This is a genomic window from Enterobacter chuandaensis (assembly GCF_003594915.1).
Lineage (GTDB): Bacteria > Pseudomonadota > Gammaproteobacteria > Enterobacterales > Enterobacteriaceae > Enterobacter > Enterobacter chuandaensis.
This window is the reverse complement of sequence record NZ_QZCS01000001.1, coordinates 195,060-210,900: the sequence shown is the minus strand read 5'-3', so window position 1 is coordinate 210,900 and position 15,841 is coordinate 195,060. Positions and strand designations below refer to the sequence as shown.

17 protein-coding genes are annotated in these 15,841 nt (G+C 54.4%); 8 read left to right on the top strand and 9 right to left on the bottom strand.

Going from position 1 to position 15,841, the window contains the following annotated elements:
• Window positions 1-41 precede the first annotated feature (41 nt).
• The 5 genes from chbC (at window position 42) to chbG (ending at window position 4,870) form a co-directional block, all read left to right on the top strand.
• The gene (gene chbC, locus D5066_RS01045) at window positions 42-1,400 is read left to right on the top strand and encodes a PTS N,N'-diacetylchitobiose transporter subunit IIC (protein ID WP_119914792.1); all 1,359 of its coding nucleotides are present in this window, start codon (window positions 42-44) and stop codon (window positions 1,398-1,400) included.
• 47 nt (window positions 1,401-1,447) lie between these two features.
• Complete coding sequence (chbA, locus tag D5066_RS01040; RefSeq protein ID WP_119914791.1) at window positions 1,448-1,795, top strand: PTS N,N'-diacetylchitobiose transporter subunit IIA; 348 nt, start codon at window positions 1,448-1,450, stop codon at window positions 1,793-1,795.
• Between the two features lie 5 nt (window positions 1,796-1,800).
• Window positions 1,801-2,643 carry a transcriptional regulator ChbR gene (gene chbR / locus D5066_RS01035; RefSeq protein WP_119914790.1) on the top strand — a complete coding sequence of 281 codons (843 nt, stop codon included), beginning with the start codon at window positions 1,801-1,803 and terminating at the stop codon, window positions 2,641-2,643.
• A gap of 110 nt (window positions 2,644-2,753) precedes the next feature.
• A complete protein-coding gene (locus D5066_RS01030) occupies window positions 2,754-4,109 on the top strand; it encodes a 6-phospho-beta-glucosidase (RefSeq protein WP_080327402.1) in 1,356 nt (451 codons plus the stop codon).
• Between the two features lie 11 nt (window positions 4,110-4,120).
• A complete protein-coding gene (chbG, locus tag D5066_RS01025; RefSeq protein WP_119914789.1) occupies window positions 4,121-4,870 on the top strand; it encodes a chitin disaccharide deacetylase in 750 nt (249 codons plus the stop codon).
• 89 nt (window positions 4,871-4,959) lie between these two features.
• On the opposite strand, the gene katE is transcribed toward chbG, so the two are convergent.
• Window positions 4,960-7,209 (bottom strand): catalase HPII, encoded by a 2,250-nt coding sequence (gene katE / locus D5066_RS01020; protein ID WP_119914788.1) that lies wholly within the window; start codon window positions 7,207-7,209, stop codon window positions 4,960-4,962.
• Between the two features lie 86 nt (window positions 7,210-7,295).
• Here katE and cedA point away from each other — a divergent pair, with 86 nt between their 5' ends.
• The gene (gene cedA / locus D5066_RS01015) at window positions 7,296-7,652 is read left to right on the top strand and encodes a cell division activator CedA (protein WP_080327399.1); all 357 of its coding nucleotides are present in this window, start codon (window positions 7,296-7,298) and stop codon (window positions 7,650-7,652) included.
• A gap of 49 nt (window positions 7,653-7,701) precedes the next feature.
• Here cedA and tcyP read toward each other — a convergent pair whose 3' ends face one another.
• From tcyP to hxpB, 4 genes are all read right to left on the bottom strand, one after another.
• Complete coding sequence (tcyP, locus tag D5066_RS01010) at window positions 7,702-9,093, bottom strand: cystine/sulfocysteine:cation symporter (protein WP_080327398.1); 1,392 nt, start codon at window positions 9,091-9,093, stop codon at window positions 7,702-7,704.
• 127 nt (window positions 9,094-9,220) lie between these two features.
• Entirely contained in the window at window positions 9,221-9,811 is a 591-nt protein-coding gene (locus D5066_RS01005; RefSeq protein WP_080327397.1) for a metal-dependent hydrolase, read from the bottom strand.
• Window positions 9,812-9,905: 94 nt separating this feature from the next.
• Window positions 9,906-10,667, bottom strand: coding sequence for a 2-dehydro-3-deoxy-D-gluconate 5-dehydrogenase KduD (gene kduD / locus D5066_RS01000; RefSeq protein ID WP_080327396.1), 762 nt, complete (start codon window positions 10,665-10,667; stop codon window positions 9,906-9,908).
• A 128-nt stretch (window positions 10,668-10,795) separates the two neighbouring features.
• The gene (gene hxpB, locus D5066_RS00995) at window positions 10,796-11,467 is read right to left on the bottom strand and encodes a hexitol phosphatase HxpB (protein ID WP_080327395.1); all 672 of its coding nucleotides are present in this window, start codon (window positions 11,465-11,467) and stop codon (window positions 10,796-10,798) included.
• Between the two features lie 148 nt (window positions 11,468-11,615).
• Between hxpB and D5066_RS00990 the strand changes: the two genes are divergently transcribed.
• Window positions 11,616-12,152, top strand: a complete 537-nt coding sequence (locus tag D5066_RS00990) for a YniB family protein (protein ID WP_119914787.1) — start codon at window positions 11,616-11,618, stop codon at window positions 12,150-12,152.
• A 36-nt stretch (window positions 12,153-12,188) separates the two neighbouring features.
• Here D5066_RS00990 and D5066_RS00985 read toward each other — a convergent pair whose 3' ends face one another.
• The 3 genes from D5066_RS00985 to pfkB form a co-directional block, all read right to left on the bottom strand.
• A complete protein-coding gene (locus tag D5066_RS00985; RefSeq protein ID WP_080327393.1) occupies window positions 12,189-13,049 on the bottom strand; it encodes a fructosamine kinase family protein in 861 nt (286 codons plus the stop codon).
• Between the two features lie 105 nt (window positions 13,050-13,154).
• On the bottom strand, window positions 13,155-13,445 hold the full coding sequence (ghoS, locus tag D5066_RS00980) for a type V toxin-antitoxin system endoribonuclease antitoxin GhoS (RefSeq protein WP_119914786.1): 291 nt from the start codon (window positions 13,443-13,445) through the stop codon (window positions 13,155-13,157).
• Window positions 13,446-13,549: 104 nt separating this feature from the next.
• A complete protein-coding gene (pfkB, locus tag D5066_RS00975) occupies window positions 13,550-14,482 on the bottom strand; it encodes a 6-phosphofructokinase II (RefSeq protein WP_119914785.1) in 933 nt (310 codons plus the stop codon).
• Window positions 14,483-14,779: 297 nt separating this feature from the next.
• Between pfkB and D5066_RS00970 the strand changes: the two genes are divergently transcribed.
• Window positions 14,780-15,538 carry a DUF481 domain-containing protein gene (locus tag D5066_RS00970; RefSeq protein WP_080327390.1) on the top strand — a complete coding sequence of 253 codons (759 nt, stop codon included), beginning with the start codon at window positions 14,780-14,782 and terminating at the stop codon, window positions 15,536-15,538.
• 152 nt (window positions 15,539-15,690) lie between these two features.
• Here the strand turns inward: D5066_RS00970 and yniD are convergent, their stop codons facing one another.
• Window positions 15,691-15,798, bottom strand: coding sequence for a small membrane protein YniD (yniD, locus tag D5066_RS00965; protein WP_003857815.1), 108 nt, complete (start codon window positions 15,796-15,798; stop codon window positions 15,691-15,693).
• Window positions 15,799-15,841: the final 43 nt, after the last annotated feature.

Genomic DNA, 15,841 nt, shown 5'->3' with positions numbered 1-15,841 from the left:
TACGCCGTAACATGCGTTACGGCATTTAAGGGTATTTTCCTATGAGTAAAGTCATCGCTTCACTTGAAAAGGTACTCCTTCCTTTTGCTGTTAAAATAGGAAAGCAGCCTCACGTTAATGCCATCAAAAAAGGATTTATTAAATTAATGCCGTTAACGCTGGCCGGGGCCATGTTCGTTTTAATTAACAACGTTTTTCTGAGCTTTGGTGAAGGTTCCTTCTTTTATTCATTAGGAATTCGGTTAGACGCTTCCACGATTGAAACCCTTAACGGTTTTAAAGCCATCGGCGGCAACGTATATAACGGTACGTTAGGTATTATGTCGCTGATGGCGCCTTTCTTTATCGGGATGGCACTGGCTGAAGAGCGTAAAGTGGATCCGCTGGCCGCCGGGTTATTATCCGTTGCCGCGTTTATGACCGTCACGCCTTACAGCGTGGGTGAAGCCTACGCCGTAGGTGCCAACTGGCTGGGCGGGGCCAACATCATCTCCGGTATTGTTATCGGCCTGGTGGTGGCAGAAATGTTCACCTTTATTATCCGTCGCAACTGGGTTATCCGCCTGCCGGATAGCGTACCGACTTCCGTTTCTCGTTCATTTTCCGCGTTGATTCCAGGCTTCATTATTCTCTCCATTATGGGGATTATCGCCTGGGCGCTCTCTCACTGGGGTACGAACTTCCACCAGATCATCATGGACTCTATCTCTACGCCGCTGGCGTCGATGGGTGGCGTGGTAGGTTGGGCGTATGTGATTTTCACCTCTCTGCTGTGGTTCTTCGGCGTGCACGGTTCACTGGCACTGGCCGCGCTGGACAGCGGAATTATGACCCCGTGGGCACTGGAAAACGTTGCGCTTTACCAGCAGTATGGCTCCGTTGATGCGGCGCTGGCGGCAGGTAAAACCTTCCATGTGTGGGCGAAGCCGATGCTTGACTCCTATATCTTCCTGGGTGGTACCGGGGCGACCTTGGGTCTGATCATCGCGGTCTTTATTGTCTCTCGTCGCGCTGACTATCGTCAGGTGGCTAAACTGGCCCTGCCATCAGGCATCTTCCAGATTAACGAGCCGATTCTGTTTGGTCTGCCAATCATCATGAACCCGGTAATGTTCATCCCGTTCATCCTGGTACAGCCGCTGCTGGCAGCCATCACCCTGACGGCTTATTACATGGGTATCATTCCACCGGTCACCAACATTGCTCCGTGGACCATGCCGGCAGGTCTGGGCGCGTTCTTCAACACCAACGGTAGCGTCGCGGCCTTCCTGCTGGCGATATTCAACCTCGGGATTGCGACCCTGCTTTACATGCCATTCGTGGCGATTGCGAACAAAGCCGCCACCATTATCGATGAAGAAGAGAGCGAAGAGGATATTGCCCTCTCACTGAAATTCTAAGATTGACCGGCGCGGGGAAGCCCGCGCCAGCCACAAGGAGCTTAAAAATGTTAGATTTGGATAGTATCGTCGCAGACGAAGCCGCAGAGAACGATCTCGAAGAAGTGGTGATGGGCCTTATCATCAACTCCGGACAGGCACGCAGCCTGGCGTATGCCGCACTGAAGCAGGCCAAGCAGGGCGATTTCGTCGCCGCGAAAACCATGATGGAGCAGTCCCGCACGGCGCTGAACGAAGCGCACCTGGTGCAGACAAAGCTGATTGAAAGCGACCAGGGCGAAGGGAAGATGAAGGTCAGCCTGGTGCTGGTACACGCCCAGGATCACCTGATGACCTCCATGCTGGCGCGCGAGCTGGTAGCGGAGTTAATCGAGCTTCACGAGAAAATGCACTGAGTCGGATTTTGCAGCAGGAGGTCAGCACGATGGAAATTAAAACCGCATTTGAACAGCAGCTGTTTAATGGCAAAAATTTTCACGTGGTTATCTACAACAAGACGGAGAGCGCCAGTGGCCTGCACCAGCATGACTACTATGAGTTCACGATTGTTCTGACCGGCCGCTACTACCAGGAGATCAACGGTAAGCGCGTCCTGCTTGAACGTGGGGATTTTGTCTTCCTGCCGATGGGTTCTTATCATCAGAGCTTTTACGAATTTGGTGCCACCCGTATTCTGAACGTGGGCGTCAGCAGACGCTTCTTTGAGAAACACTACCTGCCGCTGGTGCCGTTCTGCTTTGTGGCCTCTCAGGTATACCGTGTCAAAAACGAGTTCATGACCTGGATTGAAACGGTTATCGCCTCGCTTAACTTCCGCGACAATGAATTTGATGAATTTATTGAAACGGTGACCTTCTACGTGATGAACCGGTTGCGCCACCATCGTGAAGAGCAGCAGGTGACGGATGATGTTCCGCAGTGGCTGCGCAGTACCGTTGAGCTGATGCACGATAAAGGCCAGTTCAGTGAAAATGCGCTGGAAAATATGGTGTCACTGTCGGGCAAATCCCAGGAATATCTGACCCGCGCGACGCAGCGTTATTATCGTAAAACGCCTGTGCAAATTATTAATGAAATCCGCATTAACTTTGCTAAAAAACAGCTGGAAATTACCAACTACTCTGTTACTGATATTGCTTATGAGTCAGGGTACAGCAGTCCCAGCCTGTTTATTAAAACCTTTAAGAAATTGACTTCATTCACACCGAACAGTTACCGGAAAAATTTAACGGTAATTAACTGAATTTCGGCGGGCTTATCCGCCACACATATTGCTTTAATGGCTTGCCCAAATAGCGGGAAGAGTACGCTATACCTTGCAGGCGATTAACCTGATACGCTAAGGGAGATATTATGCAAAAGAAATTAAAAGTCGTAACCATTGGTGGCGGCAGCAGCTATACCCCGGAATTACTCGAAGGTTTTCTGAAACGTTATCATGAATTACCGGTCAGCGAATTATGGCTGGTGGATGTTGAGGAAGGTCAGGAGAAGCTGGATATTATTTTCGACCTGTGCAAGCGCATGGTGGAGAAAGCGGGCGTGCCTCTGACCGTGCATAAAACGCTCGACCGTCGACTGGCGCTGAAGGATGCGGATTTCGTCACCACTCAGCTGCGCGTTGGCCAGCTTAAAGCGCGCGAGCTGGATGAACGTATCCCGCTGAGCCACGGCTACCTGGGGCAGGAGACCAACGGCGCGGGCGGTCTGTTTAAAGGCCTGCGCACCATTCCGGTGATTTTCGACATCGTCAAAGATGTGCAGGAGATCTGCCCGAACGCGTGGGTGATTAACTTTACTAACCCGGCCGGAATGGTAACCGAGGCGGTTTATCGTCATACCAATTTCAAACGCTTTATCGGCGTCTGTAATATTCCGATCGGCATGAAGATGTTTATCCGCGACGTGCTGGCCCTGACCGATAAAGACGAGCTCTCTATCGATCTGTTCGGCCTGAACCATATGGTGTTCATTAAAGACGTTATCGTGAACGGAAAATCGCGTTTTGCCGAACTGCTCGACGGCGTGGCTTCCGGCCGCCTGACCGCGGCTTCCGTGAAAAACATCTTTGACCTGCCGTTCAGCGAAGGGCTGATCCGCTCGCTGAATCTGCTGCCGTGCTCGTACCTGCTTTACTACTTCAAGCAGAAAGAGATGCTGGCCATCGAAATGGGCGAGTACTATAAGGGCGGCGCGCGCGCGCAAATCGTTCAGAAAGTTGAGAAGCAGCTGTTCGATTTGTATAAAGATCCGAACCTGAACGTCAAACCGAAAGAGCTGGAGCAGCGAGGTGGGGCTTACTACTCCGATGCAGCGTGTGAAGTGATTAACGCCATCTACAACGACAAGCAGGCGGAGCACTATGTGAACGTGCCGCATCATGGCCATATCGACAATATCCCGGCTGACTGGGCCGTCGAGATGACCTGCATCCTGGGTCGCGATGGCGCTAAACCGCATCCACGCATCACCCATTTCGATGATAAGGTCATGGGCCTAATCCACACCATTAAAGGCTTTGAAGTAGCGGCAAGCAACGCGGCGCTGAGCGGTGAACTCAATGACGTGCTTCTGGCGCTGAACCTCAGCCCGCTGGTGCATTCCGACCGCGATGCGGAGCAGCTGGCCAGCGAGATGATCCTGGCGCATGAAAAATGGTTGCCGAACTTTGCCGCCACGATCGAGAAGCTGAAGTTCAAACAACACTGAGAGGATGCACAATGGAAAACCTGCTGATCGTTAATGCTGATGATTTTGGCCTCTCGAAAGGCCAGAACTACGGCATTATTGAAGCCTGTCGCCGCGGGGTAGTGACCTCTACCACGGCACTGGTGAATGGTGAAGCGGTTGAACACGCGGCGCAGCTGAGCCGTGAGGTGCCAGAGCTGGGCGTCGGCATGCATTTTGTGCTGACGCTCGGAATGCCGCTTTCGCCAATGCCGGGTCTGACGCGTGACGGCCTGCTGGGCAAATGGATTTGGGAACTGGCGGAGCAGGGTGCTCTGCCGCTCGAAGAGATTGCCCGTGAGCTGGACTGCCAGTACAACCGCTTTGTTGACGTGTTTGGCAAGGCGCCGACACACATCGACAGCCATCACCATGTGCATATGATCCCGGCGATTTTCCCGATTGTTGCCGGATTTGCACAGCGTAAAGGCGTGGCGATGCGCGTGGATCGCGACGTGCGCGGAGTACCGGAGTGCGCCGTGACGACAACAGAGGGGTTTAGCAGCGCATTTTACGGCGATGAAATCGACGAAGCGCTGTTCCTGAAGGTGCTGGATGAGTCCGCTGCCCGGGGCGAAACGTCGGTGGAAGTGATGGCGCACCCGGCGTTTGTTGATAACACCGTGCGTAAGAGCGCCTACTGCTGGCCGCGTCTGGCTGAGCTGGACGTGCTGACGTCGGCCTCGCTGAAATATGCGATTGCCGAGCGCGGGTATCGGTTGGGGACGTTTGGGGATCTTTGAGATAAAGTCCGGTGGCGGCTTCGCCTTACCGGGCCTACAAAACCAGTCGAAATGTAGGCCGGGTAAGCGCAAGCGCCACCCGGCTTTTTTTACGCCGGTATCTGGTCAATCTTACTGCTGCGCGACCAGACGCGGTGCGCGGCGAGCAAATCAAACAGTTTCGTCATAAAGGCATCGTCAACGTTATCGCCCTCGACAATGCCGTCCTCACCCTGCTCGGCAACCTTCAGCTGTGCCTTAAACTGTCGCGCGTCGCCGGACAACGCGATCGGTTTCAGGTGCTTATAGGCTTCCAGCAGATAATAGACGGCGTCACCGTTGTTCAGCAGGCTGTCAATATCCCCGCACGGCACAATCACCGCATCGACGGTCAGCGATGGCGCGCCGGCAAAGGTCGCCGCCACCGGCAGCACGGAACCATCATTCGCGATCACTTCACCCATGCGGGAATAGAGCAATTTGGCGTGTACGCCCTGGGTTTTCAGCGCCTGCATAATCCCCAGCACGTCGCTGGCGCGGGTTTTGTCGTTTAGCAGGATGGCGACCACGCGGCCCTTAATCGAACCACCCGGCACCGCATACAGGCTCAGCGACGGATCTTTCTTCACGCCGTTAACCTCTTTCGGCGGCGCAAGATTGCGCTGCTCATCGGTCAGGGTGATACCAAGGTTATCCGCCACGCTCTGGGCGAGCTGAATATCAATATGTGCCAGCTGATCGACCACGCGCTCGCGGATGTAGGCGCGCACCACTTTACTCAGTTCGAAGCTAAAGCCGCCGATGATGTGTTGTTGCTCAATCGGCGTCTGGCTGTTCCAGAACAGGCGAGGGTGAGCGTAATACTCGCCGAAAGAGGGGCTGCGCTCGCGAATTTTGTTGCCGTCGATACGTTCCTGGTACGATTCGAATCCGCCGCGTTTCGGGCCGGGCGGGGTTTCTCGCGGCCAGTTGTCGCTGATGGAGTTCGGCTCATAGTTCGCCGGGTTGGTATCAATATCCTGACGGTGCATCCCGTCGCGCTGGAAATTATGGTACGGGCACGTTGGACGGTTAATCGGGATTTCATGGAAGTTTGGCCCACCAAGACGGCTAATCTGCGTATCGGTATACGAGAACAGGCGCCCTTGTAAGAGCGGATCGTTGGTGAAATCCAGACCGGGAACGATGTGACCCGGGTGGAACGCGGCCTGCTCGTTTTCGGCAAAGAAATTATCCGGGTTGCGGTTGAGCACCATTTTACCCACCAGCTGAACCGGCACCAGCTCCTCAGGAATGAGTTTGGTCGGGTCAAGCAGGTCGAAATCGAACTTAAACTCGTCTTCTTCCGGGATCAGCTGTAAGCCCAGCTCGTACTCCGGGAAGTCTCCTGCTTCAATGGATTCCCACAGCTCGCGGCGATGGAAGTCCGGATCGCGCCCGGTGAGCTTCTGCGCCTCATCCCACACCAGCGAGGCTTTACCCGCCACAGGCTTCCAGTGGAAGCGGACAAACGTGGCTTTTCCTTCCGCGTTGATCATGCGGAAGGTATGAATACCAAACCCTTCCATCGTGCGATAGCTGCGCGGGATCCCACGGTCAGACATCGCCCACATTACGTTGTGCAGGGTTTCAGGCTGCAGGGAGACATAGTCCCAGAAAGTGTCGTGCGCACTTTGTCCCTGCGGTATCGCCCAGTGGGGCTCCGGTTTTACCGCATGGACAAAGTCAGGAAATTTATGCGCATCCTGAATGAAAAATACCGGGGTGTTATTGCCCACCAGATCGAAAATACCCTCTTCGGTATAAAACTTGGTGGCAAAGCCGCGGATATCACGCACCGTGTCGGCGGAACCTGCACCACCCTGTACGGTGGAGAAGCGCACAAATACCGGCGTGATTTTGTCCGGGTCGGAGAGGAAGTCCGCTTTGGTGATCGCTTTCAGGCTTTTGTATGGCTGGAAGTAGCCGTGCGCCGCAGAACCGCGCGCGTGAACGATGCGCTCCGGAATTCGCTCGTGGTCGAAATGGGTGATCTTTTCCCGCAGGATAAAATCTTCCAGCAGCGTTGGCCCACGCGACCCGGCGCGCAGGGAGTTCTGGTCATCGGCTATGCGCACGCCCTGGTTGGTAGTGAGTGCAAAACCTTCGCCGCCTTTACGGTGTGGCTCAAGCGATTTCAGCTTCTCGTTTCCGGTGTCCGGAGATTTCATGCTTCCCGGCACGGTTGGCTGCTCGCCAGGAGCAGAGGGGCCGGGGGAGGGGCGATGAGAGCCGTCAGAAGGGGCGAGAGAGTCCATACCCGGTTGAGATTCTTCAGTGCCATGAATCGGTGATTGATGTGATTTATCTTTGTTCGACATTGCACGCTTCTCCTTTATCCATTGCTAAAAACCCTATTAAGGATAGAACAATGTCGTGAAATGGCTCGCTAACTAAGAGTTTTCACATGCCGTTATTGACGAAAGGAGCCTTCTCGCCCACTCGGGGCGCGACGGAAGGTAGCAGGATCGGCTATCATAGAATTTTCCTGCTTCAAGAATTTGCTTTAGTGAACCAGTCGCTTATGAAACCTCTTCGTCAACAAAACCGCCAGGTTATTAGCTATGTGCCCCGCGTTGAGCCCGCGCCGCCTGACCATGCCCTGAAAGTGGATGGTTTTCGCGATGTCTGGCAGTTACGGGGCAAATACGTGGCCTTTGTGCTGATCGGCGAACATTTCCGCCGCTCGCCCACGTTTACCGTGCCGGAGTCAGCGCAGCGGTGGGCGACGCAGATCCGCCAGGATGAAGAGGTTGAAGAATAACAGCCATAAAAAAACCGCCATCAGGCGGTTTTTTTAATGTCTGCAGTAATTAACGGTGCGCCAGCTCGGCATCGTCTTCACTTTCCAGAATGGCTTTGTCGGTCTGCTTCAGCCACTGGCTGGTCAGCGTACCGGCGGTCATGGAGCCGCTCACGTTCAGCGCGGTACGGCCCATGTCGATCAGCGGTTCAACGGAGATCAGCAGCGCGACCAACGTGACCGGCAGACCCAGCGCAGGCAGCACAATCAGCGCGGCGAAGGTTGCACCACCGCCGACACCTGCAACGCCAGCGGAGCTGATGGTAACGATGCCAACCAGCGTCGCGATCCACACTGGATCCAGCGGGTTGATCCCAACGGTAGGGGCAACCATCACCGCCAGCATTGCCGGGTAGAGACCCGCACAGCCGTTCTGACCAATGGTGGCACCAAAGGACGCAGAGAAGCTGGCGATAGACTCAGGTACGCCCAGACGGCGGGTCTGCGCTTCAACGTTCAGCGGAATAGACGCGGCGCTGGAGCGGCTGGTGAAAGCAAAGGTCAGTACCGGCCATACCTTACGGAAGTATTTCAGCGGGCTGACGCCGTTCACGCCCAGCAGGATGCCGTGCACCACGAACATAATGCCCAGGCCCAGATAAGAGGCGACAACGAAGCTGCCCAGCTTAATGATGTCCTGCAGATTAGAGCCAGCTACCACTTTGGTCATCAGCGCCAGAACGCCGTATGGCGTCAGCTGCATGACCAGACGGACCAGCTTCATCACCCAGCTTTGCAGTGTATCAATAGCAGTCAGCACGCGTTCGCCTTTCGGCGCGTCGTCTTTCAGCAGCTTAAGCGCCGCCACGCCCAGGAACGCCGCGAAGATCACCACGCTGATGATGGACGTTGGGCTTGCACCGGTCAGGTCAGCAAACGGGTTCTTCGGAATGAAGGAGAGCACCATCTGCGGAACCGTCAGATCAGCCACTTTACCCACGTAGTTGGTTTGAATTGCGGTCAGACGCGCCGTTTCAGCGGTACCCTGAACCAGACCTTCGGCCGTCAGGCCAAACAGGTTGGTGACCAGCACCCCTACCAGCGCGGCAATCAGCGTGGTAAACAGCAGGGTGCCAATGGTCAGGAAGCTGATTTTACCCAGTTGGGTTGCGTTGTGCAGGCGGGCTACGGCGCTCAGAATAGAGGCAAACACCAGCGGCATAACGATCATCTGCAGCAGCTGGACATAGCCGTTACCGACAATGTTGAACCACTGGATAGAATCTTTCAGAACTGGATTATCGGAGCCATAAATCGCCTGTAATGCCAGACCAAATACGACACCCATGGCCAGACCAACCAGCACTTTTTTCGCCAGGCTCCACTGTTTGTGGCGCGCCTGCGCGAGAAGCAATAGCAATACAACGAACACGACAATGTTCGCGATGAGTGGAAAATTCATCCCCGTTCTCCTGATTTATTATGGGATCGGTTTTTCCCGATCCTGTTGGCGGAAGGTTAGCAGAAGTGTGATGTGGCGCTTATATCCAAATGGAATGGTTTATGACAAACGGAGTGATTTTGTCGTTTTACTGTTCAATCTGGTGATGAATAAAACGATTGAACTGAAATTGCAGCGAATTAATCATCTGGGAAGACCAGCGCACTGCACTGTTTTCGGGCAATGTTTGCGGCATCCAGACGGCGTAGGCGAACAGCGCCATGCACAATACGCGCTCCAGCTGGTTACCTTTCTGCGGCGCAAGTATGGGAAAACGGAAACGCCACCGGCAGGGCCAGAGTAGCGGCACGCCTGCGGGCGTCAGCATATCGGCGAGGATATGGCTTAAGTAACCCAGCACCATACCCTGAATGGCATCGCCCGGCACGATCCAGCTTTCGGGCACTTTTAAATAGAAAAGCGTCAGCAGGGCGAACACGGCCAGCAGGCTGTGGGTAAAGCCCCGATGGCCGAACGCGCGGGCAATGGGTTTCGACACCCATTTCAGGCGCTGTCCGAGGAACGATTTCGGGTGGTCAATATCGGGTAGCAGACAGGTTAATACGGCGGAAGGGACAATATGCCACCAGTCTCCCTGTGCAAGCACGGGAGTAAGTTCTGCGTTTTTGGCAAATACTGCGCACGCAATGGAAAAAAGCAGGTGGCCTTCCGCCGTCATGATAAAACCCACGAAACTGTCAATTTATACAGTATAGGGTTTTTATACAGTGGGCGAAAGAGGTGACGGTGTAACTGTTTGTCACAAACGCGCGTCAGCGCGCCAGCCAGCCGCCGTCGACGGCTAAGGTGTGACCATTAACGTAATCTGATGCGGAGGAGGCTAAAAAAACGACCGGTCCCTGAAGGTCATCCGGTACTCCCCAGCGCCCCGCCGGGATGCGGTCAAGGATTTCCGCATTACGCTGTTCGTCCGCGCGCAGCTGCTGCGTGTTATTCGTCGCCATGTAGCCCGGCGCGATGGCATTCACGTTGATGCCATGTGTCGCCCACTCATTCGCCAGCAGACGCGTGATGCCGAGTACGCCGCTTTTCGAGGCAGTATACGACGGCACGCGAATGCCGCCCTGGAAGGAGAGCATCGAGGCAATATTGATAATTTTGCCGCCCTGGCCCTGGGCGATAAATTGTTTGGCTACCGCCTGCGAAAGGAAAAAGAGCGACTTGAGATTCAGGTTCATGACGTCATCCCAGTCTTTTTCACTGAACGCCAGCGCATCCTCCCGGCGGATCGTCCCGGCATTGTTCACCAGAATATCGACTCGCCCCATCGCCGCCACGGCGGTATCCACAACGTGCTGAAGATTATCCTGCTGGCTGAGATCGGCCCGAATAGCTACAAATCGTCTTCCGAGCGAGGTGACGCAGCTCGCCGTTTTCTCCGGATCTTTGCGGTTTACGCCCACGATATCGCATCCCGCCTGCGCCAGTGCAATGGCCATGCCTTGTCCCAGACCGGTATCGCACCCGGTGATGAGGGCCACTTTGCCTGAAAGAGTAAAGGTGTCCAGAATCATACGCGCCTCAGAAGCCTGATTATTGTCGTTCTGAGGTTAAAGATAGGAGGCGGGAATAAGAAAAGCAAACGAAATGAAACGATGTTTTGTTTTTATCAGGCAGCATGACGCTGCCTGAAAGCGGGGCGTTATTCGCCGCGCAGGTGTTGCACCGTCAGCTCAGCCAGCGAATTCAGCTTGACGTCGGCAAGAGCATACCGGGGATCGTGGCGGTTTTCTTCATCGGGAACCACAATGGAGCGCATACGCGCGGCTTTGGAAGCCACCATCCCGTTGACGGAATCTTCCAGCGCGACGCAGGTAAGCGGATCAAGTCCCAGCTTTGCGGCACAGTCCATATAGACCTGCGGGTGCGGCTTGCTGTAGGGCAGTTTTTCCGCGGAAGCCAGGGCGTCAAAACTGTCGCGCAGCTCAAACATGATCAGCACCTTTTCCAGCATATGCAGCGGTGAAGCCGAGGCCAGGCCGACCTTCAGCCCCTGCGATTTGCACAGCGCAACAGCTTCACGTACGCCCGGCAAGAGCGGCTTGTTCTCCTCCACCAGCGCGATGGCGCGGCTGATAATGCGCGCGGTGACTTCGTCGCGATCGGGTCCCACCCACGGCTGTTGGGCGTACCAGAGGTCAACGACCATATCAATGCGCAGGCCCAGCGTGTCGGGAAGTTCATTACGGCGGCTGATATCAACGCCCAGGCTGGCCATCACGTCCAGCTCGGCGCGATCCCACAACGGCTCGGAATCAATCAGTAATCCATCCATGTCAAAAATAGCGGCAAGTATCTGGCGCGGTGTCGACATCACAACGTCTCCTTATCCAGGGTGTTCGACAGACGATAAGTGCTATGCACAGTCTGCAATTTAGCATATTGCTTTTAAAGAGCGGGCGAAATTGATAACCAGCAGGTAGACTTAGGCTCAAATAACGCGTCTTTATGAAGAGGAACTGATGACGTATCAACAAGCTGGACGCATTGCTGTCTTAAAACGTATTGTTGGCTGGGTAATTTTTATTCCCGCCGTCATATCAACGCTGATCTCCGTGCTCAAGTTTATGTACGATCACAGCGAAAAACAGCCGGGCATTAATGCGGTAATGCTTGATTTTGCGCATGTCATGATTGAGATGATGCGGTTCAACACGCCGTTCCTGAACGCTTTCTGGTTCAATTCGCCAACGCCTGACTTTCATCATCAGATGAACGTTGGGTTCTGGATTATCTATGCGCTGATTTTTGTGGCGATGGCGCTGCAGGCTTCGGGCGCACGAATGAGTCGCCAGGCCCGTTTTTTACGCGAAGGGGTGGAAGATCAGCTGATACTTGAGAAGGCGAAAGGCCCGGAAGGGATGAGCCGCGAGCAAATTGAATCCCGCATTGTGGTACCGCGTCACACCATTTTCCTGCAGATTTTCCCGCTCTATATTCTTCCCGTTATCATCATTGTGGCAGGATACTTCTTCTTTTCACTGCTCGGTTTTCTGTAGCAGACAGGGGTGGCAGTACGGCCACCCGCTCTGTCCTCACGCGGCAAGCACGCGTTCAAGCGCACGCTGGGCGTTAACCAGATGCTGCCCACCAAACAGAATGGCCCGGTTCATTAGCGTATAGAGCTGATATACCGGCTGGCGTTCGAGAAAATCAGGCGGCAGGGGGGAGACAGACTGATAGCCATCGTATATTTGCGGCGGCTGTTCGGGATGGAGCGGCAGCATGGCGAGATCGCACTCACGATCGCCCCAGTAACAGGCCGGGTCGTAAATATAGGGTCCGCCAGGGCCCAGCGCGCAGTTATCGGACCATAAATCGCCGTGCAGCAGAGAAGCCTGAGGCTGGTGGGAGGCCAGACGCTGCTGAACATGCTCGACGATGGCGTCAATATTGCCAAACGCCAGCCCTTTTTCAGCGGCTAACTCAAGCTGCCAGCCAATGCGCTGCTCGGCAAAAAACGTTGACCAGCGGCGCTGCCAGGCATTGGGCTGCGGCGTGGTGGAAAGGTCGTTGTCAAAGTCGAGACCAAACTGGGGCTGGTCACTCCACTGGTGCAGGCGCGCCAGCTGCTGGCCGAGAATGAAGGCATTATGGGCATCCAGCGGGCGGGCAGGAAGATACTCCATGACTAAAAAACTGTAGTCCCGGTCGCTGCCTACGGCCAGTACCTCAGGTACCGTCACCGTTTTACTGCGCGATAGCAGTTCAAGCTGGTCAGCTTCAGCGGTAAAAATCGGGAGCAGCTCCCGCTCATCGCATTTAACGAAAAGATCGCGTCCTGCGTAGCGTAAATGCCACGCGGCGTGGATCTCACCGCCCGGCAGTTCGTTACGCAGTTCAATTTCACCTTCACCCAGTTGCTCACTTAAAAGATGACTGATAGCCTGCCACATGTTGTCTCTCCCATGTTGTCTGCCAGATCATAAAGTTAGCGCATAATTGCGGTAAAAAAATACGAACTAACGCACACCTGAGCGGTTTAAATTCATACAGGGCACTTATTGTTCTTTTTTCTGCCAGCTTTCCCAGGTCTCTACGGTAATATCTGCTGGCTTGTCGGTTACACTTTCCACCAGACTGGCGGCCAGCGCCTGAACCTCTTCCTCACTCAGGGCGCCGATCAGCCCGAATGTCAGGGTGCCTAAATCATGAATATGGCCTTCGTCATCCGTCAGCGTGAGCAGGAAATTAGCCCGCGTGAAGGCGTTGTTGAGCTCATTAAGCTCGGTCAGCGATGCTTCATGAAGATTGATGGTCACGACGTAGCGAGTGATGTCACCACTGCTCATAATTCACCTCATTGTTATCATGGAAGTTTTCTTAGCATAGTCGATGGGCCGTATTTGGCGACTACGATGCGGCTTTCCCCTCCCGGTCGGGAGGGGAGAATGCGTTAATTGCGGGACAGGTAATCGACGATTTTTTGCGTATCGGCCAGCGAGCAGAGACGCGTTCCCTGGTTGATGGTCGCGGCGCTACCCGCCGCAACGCCGTAGCGCGTCATGTCCAGCAGCGATGCGCCCTCGGCGAGTTTAAGCGTCATTGCGCCCACCATGCTGTCACCCGCGCCAACCGTGCTCTGGCTCTTCATCGGCGGCGGGACGACCTGAACGGATGACGTTTCATCGACCGCCAGCGCCCCCTGCGGGCCAAGGGAAACCACGACGCGTCGCGCTTTGCCGCTGCGCACCAGCTCCTGCGCGGCAGTGCGAACATCGTCAGGCTGCGTCAGTTCGCGGTTGACCAGCGCGCTTAACTCTTTCTGGTTCGGTTTGACCAGCTCGAGATTGCCCGGCACCAAGGCAGCCTGCAGCGCTTCGCCGCTGCTGTCGACGATGCAGCGGATGCCGCGCTGCTGAGCCGCCTGAATAAGCGCCGTGAGCTTTTCTGTGCTTACGCCAGGCGGCAGGCTGCCGCTTATCACCAGCAGCGCGCCGCTTTCAATCGTCAGCACTTTTTCTTCAAGCTGGCGAAACTCATCATCGCTCAGTTTTGCCCCCGGCATAACAAAACGATACTGCTCTCCGCTCGACTCCACGTGGACATGCAGGTTCTGGCGCGTCCAGTCTTTAGCATCGACCGTCTCCACGGCAACCTGTTCATCAGCCAGCAGAGAGACCAGGTGTTCACCCGTAGCGCCACCCGCGGGAAAAATGGCCGTCGCTTTGCCGCCGAGATGCGTAATGGTGCGCGCCACGTTGATTCCACCGCCGCCGGGCTCGAAGACGGGCGCGCTGCAGCGCAGTTTACCTTCCGGGTAAATCTGGGGCGTCAGGGTTGCGGAATCCAGGGAAGGGGAGAGCGTCAGGGTGTAGATAGAAACCATCTTTACCTCCTTTTAGCGTGGGTTCCTTTTAGTCTGGCACCATTTGTCAGGAAGGCAATGTAAATAACAGTATGATTTTAAATATGAATACTAACGAAAAAACCTGAACGGGATATATAAACTAAAACGCATTTTGAGATCGTTCTTATTCAAAAAATGAAATAAGAAAACATTGCTATGTTATTTGCGGCTTTTTATAATTTGTTACCTTTCTCTGGACGCCTTGTCATTGATCCTCAAGAAAGTTTCCGAGACCGTGGTGGTCTCTTTTTTTGTTGTACGGACTCCTTAAATAAAATGAAGCTTTTGAAGACAGTACCCGCAGCACTGATGCTGGCGGGTGGCGTATTTGCGTCACTGAATGCAACCGCCGATGACACCGTTTTTACTGTCATGGACGATCCTTCCTCCGCGAAAAAACCGTTTGAAGGTAACCTGAATGCCGGATACCTGGCGCAATCCGGTAACACGAAAAGCTCTTCTCTGACGGCGGACAGTACGCTGACCTGGTATGGCAATACCACCGCCTGGTCTCTGTGGGGAAATGCCAGCAACACGTCCGCGAATGATGAACGTTCTTCCGAGAAATATGCGGTAGGTGGGCGTAGCCGTTACAACATGACTGATTATGACTACATCTTTGGTCAGGCAAGCTGGTTAACGGACCGTTATAACGGCTATCGCCAGCGCGATGTGTTCACCGCCGGTTATGGTCGTCAGTTCCTGAATGGTCCGGTGCACAGCTTCCGTTTTGAATTCGGTCCTGGTGTACGCTATGACGAGTACACCAATGGCGAAGATGAAACCCAGCCGCTGGGTTATGCTTCGGGCACTTACGCGTGGCAGATGACCGACAACACCAAATTTACTCAGGGCGTTTCTGTGTTTGGTGCCGAGGATACGACGCTGAACTCTGAGAGCGCGCTGAACGTGGCTATCAACGAGCATTTCGGTTTGAAAGTGGCCTACAACGTGACCTGGAACTCTTCACCACCGGCAAGTGCGCCCGATCACACCGATCGCAGAACCACGATCTCATTAGGTTATAAAATGTAATACGCGCGGGCCGATAATAATATTGGCCCGTTTTTTAATCACGTATCTTCAACATCCCTGAAAACACCGTATTTCTTTATTATGGCTAAAGCGCGCCGATAAATTTACATCACTCGAAACGGCGTTTATTTTCTGGACTGCAATGTTTGCGTTTAGCCCCAAATCATCGCCGCCCAACGCAGCAACAGCATCGCGCCGCAGATGGCAATCAGCACTACCACCATTTTCCAGTGTTTTACGGCAAATCGTTTTGTTGGCATAACCTGATCCTTGTTCGTTGATGCGCTTAGTCTACCAAACAGG